Source organism: Marinobacter profundi (assembly GCF_002744715.1).
Taxonomy (GTDB): domain Bacteria; phylum Pseudomonadota; class Gammaproteobacteria; order Pseudomonadales; family Oleiphilaceae; genus Marinobacter; species Marinobacter profundi.
On sequence record NZ_KZ319369.1, the window covers coordinates 398,187 to 416,579 of the forward strand.

At 60.1% G+C, this 18,393-nt stretch carries 16 protein-coding genes; 9 read left to right on the forward strand and 7 right to left on the reverse strand.

The window, feature by feature from the left end; translation table 11 throughout:
- The first annotated feature begins 37 nt into the window (after positions 1 to 37).
- Positions 38 to 565 (forward strand): Crp/Fnr family transcriptional regulator, encoded by a 528-nt coding sequence (locus CLH61_RS07405; protein ID WP_170003646.1) that lies wholly within the window; start codon positions 38 to 40, stop codon positions 563 to 565.
- On the opposite strand, the gene CLH61_RS07410 is transcribed toward CLH61_RS07405, so the two are convergent.
- Entirely contained in the window at positions 537 to 1,685 is a 1,149-nt protein-coding gene (locus tag CLH61_RS07410) for a hypothetical protein (protein ID WP_099614061.1), read from the reverse strand. The genes CLH61_RS07405 and CLH61_RS07410 overlap by 29 nt on opposite strands.
- Positions 1,686 to 1,857: 172 nt before the next feature.
- Between CLH61_RS07410 and CLH61_RS07415 the strand changes: the two genes are divergently transcribed.
- Positions 1,858 to 2,094 (forward strand): hypothetical protein, encoded by a 237-nt coding sequence (locus tag CLH61_RS07415; protein ID WP_099614062.1) that lies wholly within the window; start codon positions 1,858 to 1,860, stop codon positions 2,092 to 2,094.
- A 12-nt stretch (positions 2,095 to 2,106) separates the two neighbouring features.
- Here the strand turns inward: CLH61_RS07415 and CLH61_RS07420 are convergent, their stop codons facing one another.
- Positions 2,107 to 4,458, reverse strand: a complete 2,352-nt coding sequence (locus CLH61_RS07420; RefSeq protein ID WP_099614063.1) for a putative bifunctional diguanylate cyclase/phosphodiesterase — start codon at positions 4,456 to 4,458, stop codon at positions 2,107 to 2,109.
- Positions 4,459 to 4,783: 325 nt separating this feature from the next.
- Between CLH61_RS07420 and CLH61_RS07425 the strand changes: the two genes are divergently transcribed.
- From CLH61_RS07425 to CLH61_RS07435, 3 genes are read left to right on the forward strand one after another with little or no spacing between them, the layout of a single operon-like run.
- Positions 4,784 to 5,782 carry an HlyD family secretion protein gene (locus CLH61_RS07425; protein ID WP_099614064.1) on the forward strand — a complete coding sequence of 333 codons (999 nt, stop codon included), beginning with the start codon at positions 4,784 to 4,786 and terminating at the stop codon, positions 5,780 to 5,782.
- Positions 5,775 to 8,507, forward strand: coding sequence for a ribosome-associated ATPase/putative transporter RbbA (rbbA, locus tag CLH61_RS07430; protein ID WP_099614065.1), 2,733 nt, complete (start codon positions 5,775 to 5,777; stop codon positions 8,505 to 8,507). Before CLH61_RS07425 ends, rbbA begins: the two co-directional genes overlap by 8 nt.
- Entirely contained in the window at positions 8,507 to 9,625 is a 1,119-nt protein-coding gene (locus CLH61_RS07435) for an ABC transporter permease (RefSeq protein ID WP_099614066.1), read from the forward strand. Before rbbA ends, CLH61_RS07435 begins: the two co-directional genes overlap by 1 nt.
- A gap of 59 nt (positions 9,626 to 9,684) precedes the next feature.
- On the opposite strand, the gene CLH61_RS07440 is transcribed toward CLH61_RS07435, so the two are convergent.
- Both CLH61_RS07440 and CLH61_RS07445 read right to left on the reverse strand, forming a co-directional pair.
- Positions 9,685 to 10,308, reverse strand: coding sequence for a glutathione S-transferase family protein (locus CLH61_RS07440; protein WP_099614067.1), 624 nt, complete (start codon positions 10,306 to 10,308; stop codon positions 9,685 to 9,687).
- A 242-nt stretch (positions 10,309 to 10,550) separates the two neighbouring features.
- A complete protein-coding gene (locus CLH61_RS07445) occupies positions 10,551 to 10,994 on the reverse strand; it encodes a YtoQ family protein (protein ID WP_099614068.1) in 444 nt (147 codons plus the stop codon).
- A 279-nt stretch (positions 10,995 to 11,273) separates the two neighbouring features.
- Here CLH61_RS07445 and CLH61_RS07450 point away from each other — a divergent pair, with 279 nt between their 5' ends.
- Both CLH61_RS07450 and CLH61_RS07455 read left to right on the forward strand, forming a co-directional pair.
- Entirely contained in the window at positions 11,274 to 11,618 is a 345-nt protein-coding gene (locus CLH61_RS07450) for a PBPRA1643 family SWIM/SEC-C metal-binding motif protein (RefSeq protein WP_099614069.1), read from the forward strand.
- Between the two features lie 19 nt (positions 11,619 to 11,637).
- Entirely contained in the window at positions 11,638 to 12,072 is a 435-nt protein-coding gene (locus CLH61_RS07455; protein WP_099614070.1) for a DUF3010 family protein, read from the forward strand.
- A 184-nt stretch (positions 12,073 to 12,256) separates the two neighbouring features.
- On the opposite strand, the gene CLH61_RS07460 is transcribed toward CLH61_RS07455, so the two are convergent.
- Positions 12,257 to 13,783: a M20/M25/M40 family metallo-hydrolase gene (locus CLH61_RS07460; protein ID WP_099614071.1), complete on the reverse strand. Its 1,527-nt coding sequence runs from the start codon at positions 13,781 to 13,783 to the stop codon at positions 12,257 to 12,259.
- A 236-nt stretch (positions 13,784 to 14,019) separates the two neighbouring features.
- Here CLH61_RS07460 and CLH61_RS07465 point away from each other — a divergent pair, with 236 nt between their 5' ends.
- A complete protein-coding gene (locus CLH61_RS07465) occupies positions 14,020 to 14,934 on the forward strand; it encodes a LysR substrate-binding domain-containing protein (RefSeq protein WP_099614072.1) in 915 nt (304 codons plus the stop codon).
- Between the two features lie 79 nt (positions 14,935 to 15,013).
- Positions 15,014 to 15,373, forward strand: coding sequence for a DUF7352 domain-containing protein (locus tag CLH61_RS07470; protein ID WP_228152562.1), 360 nt, complete (start codon positions 15,014 to 15,016; stop codon positions 15,371 to 15,373).
- Between the two features lie 205 nt (positions 15,374 to 15,578).
- On the opposite strand, the gene CLH61_RS07475 is transcribed toward CLH61_RS07470, so the two are convergent.
- Together CLH61_RS07475 and CLH61_RS07480 are read right to left on the reverse strand one after the other, a co-directional pair.
- Complete coding sequence (locus CLH61_RS07475; protein WP_099614073.1) at positions 15,579 to 15,746, reverse strand: DUF2897 family protein; 168 nt, start codon at positions 15,744 to 15,746, stop codon at positions 15,579 to 15,581.
- Between the two features lie 273 nt (positions 15,747 to 16,019).
- The gene (locus CLH61_RS07480) at positions 16,020 to 18,224 is read right to left on the reverse strand and encodes a LemA family protein (RefSeq protein ID WP_099614074.1); all 2,205 of its coding nucleotides are present in this window, start codon (positions 18,222 to 18,224) and stop codon (positions 16,020 to 16,022) included.
- Positions 18,225 to 18,393: the final 169 nt, after the last annotated feature.

Sequence of the window (18,393 nt, forward strand, 5' to 3'; positions counted from 1 at the left end):
ATACTGGAATCACCGAAAACAACCAGGTGACAGTCGTATGCGCGATATCGATGCCCTGGACTATTGGCACCAGCAGGGCCCCGCCTATTTTCGTGACCTTTCGAGCCTCGGTGCGTTACCGGACGAGGTGATCCTGCGCCTGTTGCAGGAAGGGCGGGTAATCAGTCTCGATGCAGGGGACAGCCTGTATGCGGTGGGCGATCGCAGCGATGCCTTCTACATCGTGCTTGCCGGCAAAGTCGGTACCTGGATGCCTCGACGAGACGGCGGCTGGACCCTGGCCCGTTGCCATGAACCGGGTGACGATATGGGGTTTGTTCCGATGATCGCGCTTTCGAACCGCCCTGCCACCACCCGGGCCGACGAAGATTCTGTGGTTCTTGAAATCAGTTGTGGTCACTTTCTCAACCTGCATCAACAGGAGCCGGACGCCTTTGGCCTGATGCTCCTCAATCTGGTTCGTGGTATGGCCCGCTCCATCATCAATATGGCGTCGATGCTGGCGGAACAGGATTTTGAGTTGCACCAGACTTACTCTAGGTCGCCGCCCCCCGGCGGCCACTGAGTTTACCGATCAGGAACTGGGTGGCCCGCAACAGCCCGATTAGCAGCGGAGCCACCAGCCACAGCAGCCAGCTGCCGAGGTAGAGGGCGGGAATCAGCAGCAGCAACCAGCCGGCAAACTGAACGGCCACCGTGGGGTAGCCAAGGACGTCCGCAACACCGGCGAGCAGGTCGTTGATGATGCTGGGGTGGGCAATGACGAGGTAGCCGGCACCGATAACTACCGGCCATTTGGCGTAGCGTGCGCTGCTCAGCACCATCCGTCCGCTCCGGGTGACGCGGGCGGCCAGGGCAGCAGAACGGGTGCCCCGGCTGGCACCTTTGGTGGTGACTGCCGCCGCTCGTCCAAGGCGCAGCACCTTCACGGCACTGGCAAACACCAGTACATCGACTGAAGCCCAGCCGACATCACCGGCGGTAATCTCTTCCCCTGAGCGGTAGTTCATTTCCAGCGTGCGAATGCCGCTGGCGAAAAACCGGTTCAGCCCTTCCAGCACCCGCTCGGTGCTGACCCACTGGGTGTTACCCTCGGCGTCGACCATGAACTGGCCGAGGAAGTCGTGGCCTTCACTGGCGATAAAATTGACGGCGTACCAGCCGCGCTCCTCAGGCGACAGTTTGGCGCGGGGCTCAGATGCCGGGTTGTCCGGCTGGCTGTTGCTGGCGGTGCCCTCGCCAGGGTTCTCAGGGCGGTCATCCGGCGCGTCATTAAAGTATTGCCGGATGGCTTCGTAGCGCCGGGCGGCGGCATTCATCAGTTCGATGGAGCCAATCGGCTGGCGCACAAAATGCTGGATCGGGGGCAGGATGTTCTCGCCATAACGTCCCAGGATGTCCTGGAATTCCGGTTCCGCGCCATACAGCGGGAACAGGGTGCGGGCCATGTCAGGGTAGCGCAGGAAGGCGGCCTGGGCCTTCACCAGCAGCAACGGGTCATCGGCAAGATCGAGCAGCACCGCCTGCACCTCGACCGGTTGCTCCTCAATGCCGGTAAAACCGTCCAGCACGTCGCCGGCGTGGATCTGTATCAGCTTCTGCTCGATAGGCACCGGCCGGGCAAGCAGACTGAACGTTGCCGCCAGGAGCAGGGCGAGGCTACAGATCAGGAGCAGTTTTCTCACAGTCACACCACTCGATAACGGGGCGCAGGCATGGAGCCTGCGGGCGGGTTATGGTTTCATGCCGGTAATCAGCACGGTGTCCGGTGTTTCAGCCGGTTGCTGAATAAGCCAAGCATAACACCCGTGCCGGTCCAGCAGCCGCTGTGTTGATTAACGTTGATGAGGTAACCGTATGCGAGAAGATGAACTGGACGCACTGCTGGAGGTCATTCCCGATGTGCGGGATGGCCTTACCCGCACCGAACGGATCATCCTGTATGTGTTGAATGAAACCCAGCGGGAGCTCAAGGGCCGCAACGTTCCCACGGTAATGTTGTACGGGCGGGTACTGGAGTACGTGAACATCAGCGAGCAGGAGCTTCACCTGTATCTGGACCGCCTGGGTGTCAAAGGCGATGGGCAACCCTGACCGGTCTTGAGGTTACTTGCCCGATCTGTCGCCCGCCGTTTTTTCAACCCATTCAAGCAGCTGCCCAATCGGCATGGGCCTGGCAAAGTGGTAGCCCTGGAATACCTCACAGCCGTAATCTCTCAGGTATTCGAACTGATCGGCGTTCTCGATCCCCTCGGCAACTACTGTCAGGTCCATTTCCCGGGCGAGGGTGATCACGCCTTTGCAAACGGCGGCGTCCTTGTCGTTGGTCACCACGTTACTTACAAAACTGCGGTCAATCTTGATCTTGTCGACGGGGAGATGCCGCAGGTAACTGAAGCTTGAAAACCCGGTGCCAAAATCATCGATGGCGGCGGCAATGCCCATGTCGTTCAGGGCATTGAGAATGCCGATGGCCCCGTCACTGTCCTTCATCAGAATGCTTTCGGTCAGCTCCAGTTCAAGGTACCGGGCGGGCAATCCGGTCTCTTCCAGAATACTCCGCAAGGTGGACAGAAACCCGGGGCGATGAAATTGCAGCGGCGAGAGGTTCACGGCCATGCGGCCCGCGAGCATACCCCGCGCGACAAGTTTCTGGGCGTCCCGGCAGGCCTGGCGGGTGACCCACTTGCCAAGGTGCACGATCTGCCCGGTTTCTTCCGCAACCGGAATAAATTCGGCCGGTGCAATGAGGCCTTTCCGGGGATGGTTCCAGCGTACCAGGGCTTCCAGGCCACAGAAGCTGCCGGACCGGTCAACCAGTGGCTGGTAGTGCAGGTTCAGCTGGCCGGAGGTCATCGCCTCCTGGAGCTCGTTTCTCAGGTTCACCCGCCGGGCAAGCTTCTTATCCAGGTCACGGGAGTAAATTTCATAGGTATCACGGCCCTGCTTTTTGGCCTTGTACATGGCCATGTCAGCTTGCTGCAACAGCTTTTCGGGACGCTCAAGGTCTTTACACAGGGTACTGATACCGATGCTTGCCGAGATATAGAGTTCATGTCCGCCAAGCAGGTGGGGCTGGGATAGCTCCCCGAGAATGCGTTCGGCGACTTCCTCGGCTTCATGGGATGAGCCCAGGTCCGGTAATAGCAGGACGAACTCGTCTCCCCCCAGCCGTGCCAGGGTGTCCGTGGGGCGTATCGCGGCAGTGAGACGCTGCGCCACGCTGATCAGCAGCTCATCACCGATTTTGTGGCCAAGGGTGTCGTTGATGGGCTTGAATTCGTCCAGATCAATAAAGAGCACGGCAAGTTGCTGCTGGTGGCGTTTTGCCAGCGCGAAATCGTGCGCCAGACGGTCCTCGAACAGGGCGCGGTTGGCCAGGCCGGTCAGTACATCGTGGGTGGCCTGGTAGGCGAGACGTCTTTCCTGCTCTTTCTTCTCGGAAATATCGTTCATAATCGCCGCGACGTGGGTCACCTGCTGCTGTTCATCACGCACCGGGGCCAGTGAGACCTGATTCCAGAACGGCGTACCGTCCCGGCGATAGCTTTTCAGCGTCAGGCTGACCGGTTGGCCGGCTTTGGCGGCTTGTCTGATCCGGGCGAGATCTTCGGCATCGGTTTCCGGCCCGGTCAGCAGCTTCACGGGAGCGCCAATAACCTCGCTCTCGTGGTATCCGGTCATTTGAGAGAATGCAGGGTTCACAAAGACCACCGGCAGGTTTGTCGAGCGGATATCCACCACGACCACAGCGTTATCGCTGGACTCCAGGCTGCGCTGCAGGATCCGCTGGTTTTCCTGGGCTTGCAGCCGCTTGGTGACATCTTTGACGATGGCGAACACCCCCTCCACCCCGGCGTCCACGACGATGGGCAAGAAGGCGCATTCGTAATCCCGTCGCTCGCCGTGTTGGTTGACAAACCCTACCTCGAAAGTCTGTGTGCGACCTGCCGCGGCGTTACGGAAGCCCTTGTCAAAGCGGGCAAAGCCGGCTTCATCCATTGCCTCATCGGTCAGGACATCCCGGTAATGGGTAACGCCAAGGTCCGATTCGCCAAGCCCGACGATGGCTTGTGCCACCGGGTTGAGCGATGTGTAGTAGCCATCCTTGTCAAAGCCGAAAACGGCATCCGGAGACTGGGAGAACAGCGAGCGAAAGCGCTGTTCCGCAGTGCTCAACTCTTGCGCCTGGATCCTGTGAAGGCTTAGCAAGCTGCGCCCCATGATCAGCACATAGCTCGCTACCACCGCGGTTACTGTACTCGCGGCCAGGAAAGCCATGCGGGCCCCTTCCCGCGAGAGCCCGAGATGTTCCGGTAGCAAGGTTCCGGGGAACACCTCGGCCACGGCAACGAGTAAGCCGGTCAGCAGGCTGCACACGAACAGGATAATAAGGCACGCCTGGAGCCTGAGATCTTTGGGATTCTGCAGCATTACCGTGGTGAACAACGAAAGCATGTGGAAGGGGGATCGTGAAATCCGGTGCTTTGTGGCTATAAAAAACCGTATATCACGACATCGGGCGCTATGTTGGCGGCAAAATTGCTGTCACTCAATAGCATTTTCGTTGTTCAACAACTAATCAGGTAAACTTTTGTCAAACTGGATCTGTAACGTGTTTTTCTGAGGATGCAGCGCTGGCCGGTTTGTTGAAATGGCCGCCGAAGCCTCTGTAACCCCTTGGTTACTTCGGACGCTAACTTGATTCCCGTCAGCCGGGTTGTCACACTCCCTTCCTATACTCAGCGCATGTACTGAGTCTTCCCGTACTCAAGGATGAACTATGCCCAATCAAGGCGTTAAGCCCGGTTTCAAACTCATTCTGGCTGTTGTCATTATTGCGGTCGTCGCGCTGGCGGCATGGTATCTTTTGCCTGGCGGGCAGTCGTTGCCCGGGCATATTGCGTCCGGCAACGGTCGTATTGAAGCCACGGAAGTGGATATTGCAACCCGCATTCCGGGCCGTCTCGAATCCTTTGCGGCGCAGGAAGGTGACATGGTGGAAGCCGGTCAGTTGCTGGCGGTAATGGATACCGATGAAGTAGAAGCCCGGCTGGCCGCCGCCGAGGCAAACCTGCACCAGGCGGAACAGTCGCAGCATCTGGCGGAGGCAGTGGTTGCCCAGCGTGAGAGTGAGCGCCGTTATGCCCGGGCGGAACTGGCCAGAATGGAAACCCTGGTAGACCGCGGTCATGCTTCCCGGGAGCAGCTGGACCGTGCCCGCACCGCTGCAGAAACTGCAGATGCAGCCCTGCAGGCGGCCCGGGTGCAAGTTGCCTCCGCCTTGGCCGGGATCGAGGCGGCCCGCGCCAGTATTCGCCAGATTCAGACCAGCATCGATGACAGCCAGCTCGCCACCCCCGTGGGTGGCCGGGTGCTCTACCGCCTGGCCGAGCCGGGTGAAGTGCTGGCGGCCGGTGGCAAGGTGGCTACCGTACTGGATGTGACCGATGTGTACATGACCATTTTCCTGCCCACGGCCCAGGCCGGGCGGGTGCGGGTGGGGTCTGAGGCCCGGATTGTGCTGGACGCCCTGCCGGACTATGTGGTGCCGGCGGAAGTCAGTTTTGTCGCTGCGGAAGCCCAGTTCACGCCGAAATCCGTGGAAACCCGCAGTGAGCGGGAGAAGCTGATGTTCCGGGTGCGCATCCGTATCGATCCGGATCTGCTCAGGGCCTATCGGGACCGGGTGAAAACCGGCGTTCCCGGTGAAGCCTACGTGCGGCTGGATGAAGGCCTGGCGTGGCCCGAGAGCCTGACGGCGAGCCTGCCCAATGACTGAAACCGTGGTCCGGCTGGAGGGAGTCAGCCACACCTACGGGGATACTGTGGCGCTGGCTGGGGTCACGCTCGCCGTTCCCGCCGGCGGCATGGTCGGTTTGATCGGCCCCGACGGCGTTGGTAAATCCACTTTGCTGGGATTGATTGCCGGCGCCCGCGAGCTTCAGCAGGGCCGCTTGAAGGTCTTGGGTGGCGATATGGCCAGTCACCGATTCCGTAACCAGGTAGCGCCCCGGATTGCCTATATGCCCCAGGGGCTGGGCGGCAACCTCTATCACAGTCTTACCGTGGACGAGAATATCGGCTTTTTCGCCGATCTGTTCGGGCTTAGTGGCCAGTCCCGGCAACAGCAGATCGACCGGTTGCTGGAAGCCACTGGTCTGCTGTCGTTCCGCAATCGTCCCGCCGGCAAGCTATCCGGCGGCATGAAACAGAAACTGGGGCTGTGCTGCGCGCTTATTCATAGCCCCGACCTGCTGATTCTGGATGAGCCCACAACCGGGGTGGATCCGCTGTCACGTAAACGTTTCTGGGATCTGATCGGCACTATTCGCCGTCAGCAGCCGGGCATGAGCGTGCTGGTGGCGACGGCCTATATGGAAGAGGCAGAGCGTTACGACTGGCTGGTGGCAATGGACAACGGGCAGGTACTGGCGACCGGTTCGCCACGAGAGCTGCGCCAGCAAACCGGCACCGACAACCTGGACGATGCCTTTATTGCGCTGTTGCCGGATGGCCGGCAGGAGCATGGATTACCGGCAGTGGCACCGGTGGCAACACCGCGCGCCGGGTACGCGAGCGGTGCGCCGGCCATCGAGGCCCATAACCTTACTCTGAAGTTTGGCAACTTCACCGCCGTCAGGGATGTTAGTTTCTCCATTCCCAAGGGAGAGATATTCGGGTTCCTCGGCTCCAATGGTTGTGGCAAAACCACCACCATGAAAATGCTCACTGGCCTGCTGACGCCCACCGAGGGCGAGGTCCAACTGTTTGGTGAGCCCCTGAATGCCCGGGACCTGGCGACGCGGAGGAAGGTTGGCTACATGTCCCAGTCGTTCTCCTTGTATGGCGAGCTGACGGTGCGGCAGAACCTGGATTTGCATGCGCGGCTGTTCCATCTTCCGGCAGCAACCATTGCCGGGCGCATTAACACCCTGGTTCGGGAATTCGGGCTGGAAGAGGTCATGGATCAGCGCGCGAGCCGCTTGCCGCTGGGGGTGCGCCAACGTCTTTCGCTGGCTGTGGCGGTGGTGCACGAGCCCGAGTTGCTGATTCTCGATGAGCCAACCTCCGGGGTCGATCCCGGTGCCCGCAACCGGTTCTGGCAGCTGTTGCTGAGGCTGTCCCGCCAGGATGGCGTAACCATCTTCATTTCTACCCATTTCATGAATGAAGGCGAACGCTGTGATCGCATCTCGCTGATGCATGCCGGGGAAGTGCTGGCCTGTGATACGCCGGAACAGCTGGTTGCAGAGTCCGGTACTGACAGCCTCGAAGGCGCCTTCATGAAGACGCTGGAGGCCGTCGACAAGGAGCCGGAAAACCATGCGGATGGACTGGTGCTGGCGGCGTCAGCGGCGCACCCTGGCCGCCACCAGCCTTTCAGCGTCCGGCGGCTGCTGGCGTATGGTCGGCGCGAAGCGCGGGAGCTGTTGCGGGACCCGATCCGTATGGCGTTTGCCTTTATCGGGTCGGCGCTGCTGATGCTGATCCTCGGTTATGGCATTACGATGGATGTGGAGGATTTGTCGTTTGCGGTGCTCGACCGGGATCAGACGCCCCAGAGCCGCGATTACATCAACGCGATATCCGGTTCCCGCTATTTTGTGGAACGGCCTGTGCTGGGCTCGATGGCCGAGCTGGAACAACGCATGCGCTCCGGTGAGCTGAGTCTGGCCATTGCCATTCCGTCGGGCTTCGGCAAGGATCTGAAACGGGGGCGGGATACCGAAATCGCCGTCTGGGTCGATGGCGCCATGCCGTTCCGGGGTGAAACCATCCTCGGGTACGTCCAGGGTATGCACCTCAGTTACCTGAGCGAACTGGCGCAGCGCAGCTGGGGTGAGGTGCCCGTGCTGAGCCTGGTAACGCTGGAAGATCGCTATCGCTACAACCAGGCTTTCCGCAGCCTGGATGCGATGGTGCCGGCGGTGATCCCGATCCTGCTGATCTTCATACCGGCCATCCTGATGGCTCTGGGTATTGTCCGGGAGAAAGAGCTCGGTTCCATCACCAATCTGTACGTAACTCCGGTCACCCGGCTGGAATTCCTGTTGGGTAAACAGCTGCCGTATATTGCGTTCAGCATGGTCAGTTTTGCCAGTCTGGTGCTGCTGGCGGTATACGTGTTCAATGTGCCGCTCAAAGGCGGTTTGCTTACCCTCACCCTGAGCGCCCTGTTGTTCGTGACCGCCACGACTGCGCTGGGGCAGGTGATATCCTCTTTTGCCTCTACCCAAATTGCGGCCCTGGCGGCCACCGCCATTCTCAGTATTCTGCCGACCGTGCAGTTCTCCGGCCTGACCGAGCCAGTGTCTTCGCTGAGTGGCGCCGGTGCCTGGATCGGCACCTTCTGGCCGGCAACCTGGTTCCTGCAGATCAGCCGTGGGGTGTTCACCAAGGGCCTGACCCTGGCCGACATGCAGGGTGCCTTTCTTGCACTGGCAGCATTCATTCCGGTACTGACGCTGATGGCGGTGGCACTGCTGAGGAAACAGGGGCGCTGATGGTATCTTTACGCAATATCTGGCACCTGGGCATCAAGGAACTGCGCAGCCTGTGGCAGGACAAGGTTCTGATGATCTTTGTGCTGGTGGCCTTCACGGTCATGATCTATACGGCAGGATCGGCCGGCTCGATGGAACTGCACAACGCGCCGATTGCGGTGGTGGATGAAGACCAGACCGTGTTGTCCGGGCGGATCATCAATTCGCTGCAGCAGCCCTGGTTTCTGCCGCCGGACATGGTGGGCTATGACCAGATCGATGAGCTGCTGGACAAGGGCAGTCATACCTTTGCCCTGGTGATTCCGGAGGGCTTTGAGCGCAAGGTACGGCAGGGGCAGCAGGTCAGCCTGCAGCTCAATATAGATGCCACCCGGATGAGCCAGGCATTTATCGGGACCTCCTACATCGAGCGCTTCGCGATGATCGAGGTGGCGGAGTTTCTGCAGCCGGGCAGCTCCCGGAGCGCCCTGCCGGTGCAGCTGGTGACCCGTGCCAGCTTCAATCCGAACCTGGATGGCAGCTGGTTTGGCGGGGTGATGGAGCTGATCAGCCAGGTCACCCTGATCAGCATTATCCTGACCGGTGCGGCGCTGATCCGTGAGCGGGAACACGGCACGGTGGAACACCTGATGGTGATGCCGCTCAGGCCGTTTGAAATCATGGCATCGAAGGTCTGGGCCAACGGTCTGGTCGTGCTGCTGGCAGCTTCCGTATCGGTTACGCTGGTGATACAGGGCTGGCTGCAGGTTCCTGTTGCCGGCTCGATTCTATTGTTCCTCTTCGGCGCGCTGATTTACCTGCTTTCCACCAGCGCCATCGGTATCCTGATTGGCACCGTGGCGCGTACCATGCCCCAGTTCGGTCTGCTGCTGATACTCACCATCCTGCCCCTGCAGCTGCTCTCTGGTGGTATTACCCCGCGGGAAAGCATGCCTGATATCGTGCAGGACCTCATGCTGGCGGCTCCGACGACCCATTTCGTGAGTATGGCTCAGGCCATTCTGTACCGCGGGGCGGGCCTTGAGGTGGTCTGGCCCCAGCTGCTGGCGCTGCTTGCCATCGGGGCCGTGTTCTTTTCTGCCGCCCTGGCGCTGTTCCGGCGACACTTGTCGGTGTGAAGTGTTCAGCAGGAGAGGGCAGGTTGATGCTGCGTTGATCTGCCCCCGCCGCCTGCCCCCTAAGGGGTTTGCTTGATCAGTGCGTTATCCAGCTCGTTGGCCCGCCTGGCCGCTGGCCGGCTTCCGCTGCGCTCGACGTAGTCCTGGAAGACCGGGCGGGGATCCAGGTTCTTCTGCATCATTTCCCATCCCAGGTAGCTGCTGACCACCACGTCCGCTGCGGTGAACTGCTCGCCGCAGATAAAGGGCCCCCTGGCCAGGGCCTGCTCCAGGGCGTTGGCAGAGTCTTCGATGTGACCGCATCCCACCGCCTGCACATTTTTCTCGTCAATGCGCCAGCCATAGGCCCGCGCGCTGGTGGCCATTTCGAATGGGCCCGCCATGAAGAACAGCCAGCGGTAATAGGTGCCCCGCTCAGGGCTCTGGGGTGGTGGCGCGAGCTTCTGTTGCGGAAACTGATCGGCCAGGTAGGCGCAGATGGCGGCCACTTCGGTGACCACGGTGGTGCCATGTCTGATGGCGGGCACCTTGCCCATGGGGTTGATGGCCAGGTAGTCCGGGCTCTTCATGGCGGAGCCGAACTCCACGATTTCCAGCTGGTAGGGTACGTCGAGTTCTTCCAGCATCCAGCGGACAATGCGCCCGCGGGACATGGGGTTGCTGTAGAAGGTCAGTTCTGACATGGCGATCTCCTTTTCGGTGTCAGTCGTCTGCGAGGGGATTGGGGTGTTGCCTGATCAGATTAGAAGAGAAGCCGCAGAGATTCCGCCTTCCATGGGGTAGATGATGAAAGTTTAATGGATGGGGGGGAGGGCTTGGTGCCGGGGGTGGCAGAAAGCTGACATGGTTGGCAGCAGGGAGGGCAGGGTTGGCATCAGGGGGACAGATTTCAAATCTGCCCCCCCTGGGGACCGGCTCCGGGTTTTCAGCGCGCGGTCGTCACGTACTTCAACACCTCAACGACTTGTTCCGGCGTTTGCGCCCAGGCCATGGCGGCCGCGTCCACTTCCTTCAGGGGGTGAACGATGTCGTCATTGTGAAGAGTGATGTAGGGCGTTCCCATTGCGGCACAAAAGCCCGCATCAAAAGCTGCGTTCCATTGCTTGTACTTGTCACCGAAGCGGATCACCGCCAGGTCGCACTGCTCCAGCAGAGTCTTGGTACGAATGCCGTTCACCTTGGAGGACTGGTGGTCACGCCAGAAGGGCACCTCCGGCTTGCCAAGCACATCGCCCGCGGCATCGCTGGCTTCGTGGTCGGTGACTGGCGCGGTGAATTCAACCGGCAATCCGGCAGCTTCGGCCCCGGCCTGAATCTGCTCACGCCAGTCGGTATGAATTTCGCCAGAAAGATAAACAGTCCAGATCATGGGGTTCTCCTCGGTTGTCATCGGAACAGGTCGGTTGGAAACCGTGCAATTACGATGCGCTATCATACGTTAGCAGACGGCACGATGCCTCCCCGAAGCGCCTGCCGGTTCAGGTGGTTCCAGCGGGTAGGGGAATACGTTTATTTCTGCGGTTTACGCTATCGGGATTCCCGCAAGCATGCTAAAAGGTGACCGCCGCAAAGACCGCCGCCTGCCCCAGCGACAGCCAGCGTCGCCACAGGCGGTTGCTTTCTCTTTTCAAACCATCAGGGTTTCAGCATGTCAGATAAATTTTTCTATAAGGGCCGGCAGGATGCGCGTCAACATCACACGGCTTACGGCGGCTACCAGACCAAGGCCAGCCAGAAGAGCGGTAGCAAGAAGTTCCCGTTAACACTGGTGGTAACCAGTGAAGCGCGCCGGCAAGAAGTTGAAGCGCTGGTTACCGAGGCGAACCTGCATGCGAACATCACGCTGGACACCCGCGAGGGTGCGGTGGAGTCGATCGCTGAACTGACCGTCATCCTGAACAAAGCCGCTACCGTCCGGCAGGAAAAAGCGCCGTCCCGAAATGATCCCTGCCCCTGCGGCAGTGGCGTTAAATTCAAGAAGTGCTGCGGTTAGGGTCACCTGAGGAAATTGCATGATTATCTGTGGTGTAGAACTGACCGGCAGCGATGCCGTTGTGTGTCTGCTGAAGTTGGAACAGGGGCATTTCAGCCTGCCGGAATGCAAGGTCCGCAAGTTGACACTCAGGAAGAACCATACTCGTGCCGACCTCCAGCAGTTTCAGACCGCGTTTGCAGATCTTATGGCTGAGTACCGCGTTGAAAAGGTTGTGATTAAAGAGCGTATGCCCAAGGGCAAATTTGCCGGTGGCGCCATCAGCTTCAAGCTTGAGGCGGCGATTCAACTGATCTCCGGAATCGACCTGGATGTTACTCTGCTGTCGCCCGCGCTGATCAAATCCACCCTGTCCGCTAACCCGCTGCCCATCCCTTTTGCCGACACCGGCCTGAAGGTATTTCAGGAAACCGCATTCGTGGTGGCATACGCCGGGCACATGGTGAAGGGGTGACCGGCACGGCGGCCAAGGTCCCGCCCGCTTATCGCTTCCGCCATGGGCGGGGTGGACAGGTTGTCGGCTTCCAGGCAACGACGTTGTATCAGGACAAAGGCAGAGTGACCCAAGAGTGGTGTAGCGAGATCCTCTTGGGTCACTCTGCCGATTGAAGGCAGTATGCCTGCTCGTTAGGCGGGCATCATTTAACCAGTTTTGCCCCCTGGTATTCCATGCCGTCCTTGAACTTGCCCAGACCCTGACCGCTGTCGGTTCCATTCACCGCAGAGGTGGTCATGGCAAAGGTCATCACCGCATGGGCGAGGGCGTCTGACATCTGGTCGAGGGCGTCCAGGCTGATGTTGTCATAGGTGTCGCAGGCGAGGTGGTAGCACGGGTCGTACTGCTCGCCCGCCGTGCCCCCATAGAGGGCCGCCTCGTCCGGGGTTTTGATTCCTTCGGCACCGGTGAACAGTCCGCCCGCCGGAATGCCGACAGCAATAAACGGTCCGTAATCGGAACGGCCGTCGAAGGCGGTTGGCTCGACCGGTAAGGACATCTCTTCGAAATAGTCCAGGAAGACCTGTTCAATGGTCTGGGAACCGTTGGGGCCGGCAAGTGGCGTGTCGGAGCCATCGCCATCGTAGACAAAACGCACGAAATTCGGCGAACCGATCATGTCAAAGTTCAGGTTCAGTGCGATGTTCTTGATATCCCGTGCACTCAGGTTGGCGACATAGTGTTCTGCCCCGAGTAACCCCGCCTCTTCGGCACCCCACCAGGCGAAGCGCACCTTGTTGCGCGGGCTGATTTGCTGAGTCGCCATCTGCAAGGCCGTTTCCAGGATCGCTGCCGAGCCACTGCCGTTATCCTGGATGCCGGGGCCTTCCGACACCGAATCAAGGTGCGCACCCACCACGACAATCCGGTCATCGCGGCCAGCGGTGGAATCGGCGATGACATTAGCGGACGTCCGGATTTCTGAGCTGGCATCCACCAGAACTCGGGCGACAACACCGCCGGCCGCCAGTTCCGCACCGACTGCATAGGAGGCGCCAACAACCGGTACGTTAAAGCCGGGGCCACCCAGGGTGCCCAGGAAATTCTCGGTGCGCCCCGGCTGGCCCTCATTGAAAATGACGACGCCGCTTGCGCCGGCATCCAGAGCATTTTGTGCCTTGATGGCGAATGAGCAGGATCCCCGCTGGACCACCGCAATATTGCCCGCAGTGAACCCGGCGAAATCGGCAGCTTCGCATCCGCTGGTGGAGGAGTTGGCATCCGCTGGCGGCGGCAGCAGCAGGTCAACGCCCTCGGCGGTCGCCGTCACATCTCCGCTGCCGGAGTAGGTCATCGTCGCAAAACCGTCGGTGCCGAAGTATTCATAGACGGTAGGGGTCGGTGTGATCTGCTCGAGAATGGCGGCAATGTTTTCTTCAAAAAACGGGTAGTCGAAGTGCTGAATGGTGACCTCGTAGCCTGCGGCCTGCATTTTCCCGGCGACATAGGCAACGGAGGCCTGGTACCCCGGTGACGATGCTTCCCGCGTGCCGCCGTTCGCATCAGCGGCGGCCTGGAACGCGGCCTGGTGGCTGCGTACGCCCTCCAGGGTAACGGCTTCCCGCAGGATGTAGGTATCGGTGCTGACCGCCGACTGCGCAGTAAAACTTGCAGTGGTAGCGATCAAAAAGGTGAGTTGTGAAACGCTTTTCAGCTTTCCCTTCAACATGAGAGGTGCTCCCTGTTAGCTTGAATCGTTTGTTTTTTATTCCCTGGTTACAACGATCATTTCCGTGCTACAGCTATTTCTACAACGGCATTAAGGGTAACAGCTCTGGCCGGTGTCGCCAGTTTTGTCGGGCGGTAAGGGCTCATCTTGTGATAAAAAACAGTGGTGGTGTGTTGGTCGGACAGGCCGACGACGCGCGGGGCGTAGCGACAGGTGTAAACGGAGTGATGTCGGGTATGGATAAACTGAATTTGCGCCATCTCCATTACTTCTGGGTGATCGCCCGCGAGGGCTCAATTGCCCGTGCGGCGGAGAGCCTGGAGCTGACTCCCCAGACCCTCAGCGGGCAGCTCGCCACCTTCGAGTCTGCCCTGGGCAATGCACTGTTCCGGCGTGCCAACCGGTCGTTGCAGTTAACCGATTTCGGGCAGACGGTGTTTCGTTATGCCGATGATATGTTTCAGACCGCCCAGGCACTGGCGGATGTGCTTCGCCAGCCCCCGGAGAACCGTCCGCTAGGACTGTCGGTCGGCATTGCCGCGTCGATCCATAAGCTGATCGCCTATCGGTTGACCGAGCCTGCATTGGCGCTGCCGCGGGAAGTGCGGTTGAGTTGCCACACCGGAGATACCGAGGTGCTGTTGAAGCGGTTGGGGCAGCGGGAGCTGGATGTGGTGCTGACTGATCGGCAGCCAGGGTCCGGGGATGTTGGACAGGTTCGCAGTTACCGGCTGGCCAACTCCTCCATGTCGCTGTTTGCGGCTCCGGAGCTGGCGGACCGGCTTTCCGCGAACTTCCCGCAAAGCCTGGATCACCAGCCGTTTCTGGCCACATCGCTGGATGCACCCTATACCAGTGCCCTGATGAACTGGTTCGCCAGTCAGAATATCCGGGTGAACGTGGTGGCAGAAGTGGACGACAGCGCCCTCATCAAGGTCTTCGGTCGGGAAGGTGTGGGGTACTTTGCCGCGCCCACGGTTATCCGGGATGAAGTTTGCCGGCAGTACGAGGTGGTTCATATTGCCCGCATCGATGAGGTCAGGGACACCCTGTATGCGGTCACCCGGGCCCGGGGAGGCTATAACGCAGCCGTTGCCGAGTTACTGCGGGAGCGGCCCGAGCTGGATGAAAGCATCGATAAAACCGAATAGAAAATAAGATAAAGCTATATTTATTGCGATCTTTGGCTGGTTGATGATGGCATCGTGTCCCAGGCAGGAGAAAGGTGTCATGAAAACGATCCACAAATTTCGTCTCGAAAGTGGCAAGGAGCCCAATGTCCTCCGGCTGCGAAAAGGGTTCAGGGTAGTTCGCTGTGAATACATTGTCCCGCAGAAAGCCGTTTACCTGTGGGTAGAGCAGCCCCTGAGCGTTGCAACCCCGGTGGTGGAGCGTCAGTTTGTTGTGGTGTCCTCGGGGGATCCGGTGCCGGTCAGTTACCAGCACCTGGGTACTGCACTCGACCCGTTCGGACCGGAGGCTTATCACGTCTATGAGGTGGTCAAAGCGCAGACAGAAAGACCGCTTGCGCCATTCCACTTGGGCAACCCGGCGTCATTCAGGCCTCCTTTTTCAAAGATCCCGGCCTGAAGGACAATTAAACGTTCAGGGCCCTGCGGGGCCCTTTTTTCTGTCCGGGACAGGGCAATACCAGGACCCTCGTGGCGGGCACCAGCGTCACGCTTCGGTCATTTTGCGCGCACATCTCGCCAGGGCCCGTGGTTATTGGGTTCAGGCGGGCTGTCCTTGCTCTGCTAACAAAGTTATCCACAGATTCTGTGGGCAAGTTGTGCTGCTAGTCCTCGTCTTTCTCCCTGGCCTCCAGCTCTGCTTTCCGCTTGCGGATCTTCTCCAGCTTTTCCTCGGACAGGGGCATATGGCGGGCTGTATCGCGCAGCAGGAACAGGCTGCCGACGATCATGCCCAGTGCGGCGAGCAGGATGATCCATCCGATGGCGGGCATAGCGGTAAACTCCCTGGTCAGTTTTCCTAATAGTGGATCAGGCCGCCCGCGGCTGCCAGCCCGATTATTGAAGCGTCATCAAGGCGTGGCCTGGCCGTTCTCAGCTTTTCCACAAGGCCGGTCCGGTCATTTTCCAGCCATATCCCGCCAAGCCCCGTGGTTAGCGGTTGTAGGTCACCTGTCCTTGTACTGCACACAAAGTTATCCACAGATTCTGTGTGCAACTTTCGCAATTTTGCGGGTGTTTTGTTCAAGAAATCAGCAGTTTCCCGGTTATTCAGCCGTGCGGGAGGCGGCGGGCACGGCACGGAACCGGAACAGTCGCGCCAGAATCAGGTCCGGGAACGACTGGATACGGGTGTTGTAGACCTGTGCGCTTTCGGTGTAGCTGTTGCGAAGCAGGGCAAGGTAGTTTTCGGTGTCTGCCATGATGGTGATGAACTGACGGATGATCTCGTTGCTGTTGAGCTCCGGGTAGTTCTCGACCCTGGCCTGGAGGGTTCGGGTTACCCGCCGCTCAAACCCGATCAGTTTGTCCAGCTTGCCGGTGGCACTGATTCGGGCGGGGTCAATGCTCCGTAGCCGCGCGATAGCTTTCAGGAGTGGTTTTTCGTGGCCGAGGGTCGCCTTTACCACTTCTTCCAGGTTGGGCCAGAGATCGTGGCGTTGCTGCAGGATGGTGTCGATATTGGCGGCCGCCCGGTCTACCCGGTGTTTCAGGAATACGATGTCGTTGTAATGCAGGATGCCACTGTAGATGCTGAGCACCAGTGGAATGGCGAGTGCGGCAAGCAGCAGGTTATCGGGGCTGAAATTACCGTCTGCAGCAAACACTGCCGTTGCGGCAAACAGGAACAGGCCAAGGGCGACAGCAGTGCCCACGAAACTGCCGGCGCCCCGGGAACGCACGAGTTCGTCCTCGTCGCGGGCACTGATCAGAAATGGCGAGCCGTGGTCCTGTTGCAGCGTCAGGCGGTCGGGCTGTTCCCGGTCCAGTCCGGCGAATCCGAGGCAATAGACGTTGACCAGGGGTTCCAGCAATCGCACGGTGAAGCGTCGGTCGCCGCGAATTTCCGAATGATGTTTTGGGTACTCAATGGTCGCTCCTTCCGGGTGCACACGGATCCGGCCGTGGTTATCCTCAAGCCAGAACGGCACCCGCTCTGAGCGGTGTTCAACTGTTCGCCATTTGTCATCACTGTCAGAGCCGCGCCGCTCTTCCACCTTGTAGTCGTAGGCCACGCATTTCTGGTTCCGCAGCGGGTCGCGAACCGGTGGGTGGCGGTCGTCCACGTCAACCAGGCCTTTGAGCTCGGCCAGCCCGAAACTCAGCCCCCGGCTGCTGCTGGTGGGAATGGCCTCGATCAGACGCTTGAACTTGAGGGTGCGGATGGCAAAAAAGAGCAGGGCCAGCGCCAGCAAAGCGCTTCCGCCAGACAGCGCCAGGCTCTTCCAGGTATGCGCGTAGTGACCTCCGGGCTGGCTATCGACCATTTGCTGCGCCAGGGTGGCGGTGTGGGCATCCAGTTCGGGAGCCGGCAGTCGGTCCTCCACCACCCGGCGGAACATCCAGTGGTCCAGCCAACCATCGGTGCTGCGTTGAATCAGCTGATGCAGGGCAGCGACGTCTGCCTCTACCCGCGGATTGATCCCCGGCGTACCCAGCTGTTGGTAACGGGTCTCGTAGAGGGCGGCGATGGCCGTCCACTCCTGATTCAACCGGGCGATCCCCAGGGTCCAGAGCGTGCCGGTTATTACCACTGACAGGGTCAGCACATAGACCCAGAAACGATGGACCTTGGCCGCTGTCAGCAGCAGCGCCAGCCCCAGGGCCAGCAGCCCGGCGGCACCCGAAATGCGGATGGCCGCGGCAAATAACCGGTCGCCGCTGTTTGCTGCCAGGTGGCGTGCGGACACCAGTGCGGGCAGGGTGAAGGCGTCCAGCCCGGAGAACTCCATCTGTTGGCGGTCCGGATGGTATTGCCCGATCACCCTCACGGTATCGCCCGGTTGAAGCGCCCATTCCGAGTAGATTCTGGCCCCGGTTTGCCGGTGATAGGTGCGGCTAAGGTTCCAGTTGATGGCCCGGAGCTGCTGGCCTGGGGCGATGGCGACTGTGCCAGTGTCATCCCCGAGCAGGAAGGGAATGCCTTGTTCGCCAGCTTCGAGGGTGCGGGTGCGCCGCTCGCCGTCGGCGTCCCGGTATTCTTCCTGCAGCCGGTAGCGAACGTACACCGCCGAGCTTGCGGAATACGGGGTGGTCAGGTTTTCCCGCCCCGTTTTTACCTGGCCGCTGATGGCATAGGGCCCCTTCACCAGGGCTGCAACGGGGGTTTGCGGCATGCGTTCCATCTGGCGGGCCTGAGCCAGCTGGTTCAGTCCGGTTGCCATGAGGTGCCAGGCGCCAGTGAGGCAGGCTACGGCGAGCACCGCCAGCAGCAGTCGGCCCGGAACGCTGGCAACATTAAAGCGCCTCATCACGATCCCTTGGTTGATGATTTGTGAAAGGCGTGAGTATAAGTCCTCAACCGGGCATTCCCAATTCTGCCGTGAAGCCCCCCTCCAGGCTCTTTACAGCGCCCCGCTATATCCGTCTCCCTGTGCGTCAATATCGGTCTAATACCGGTGCTGAAGTGCGTAGTCGCAC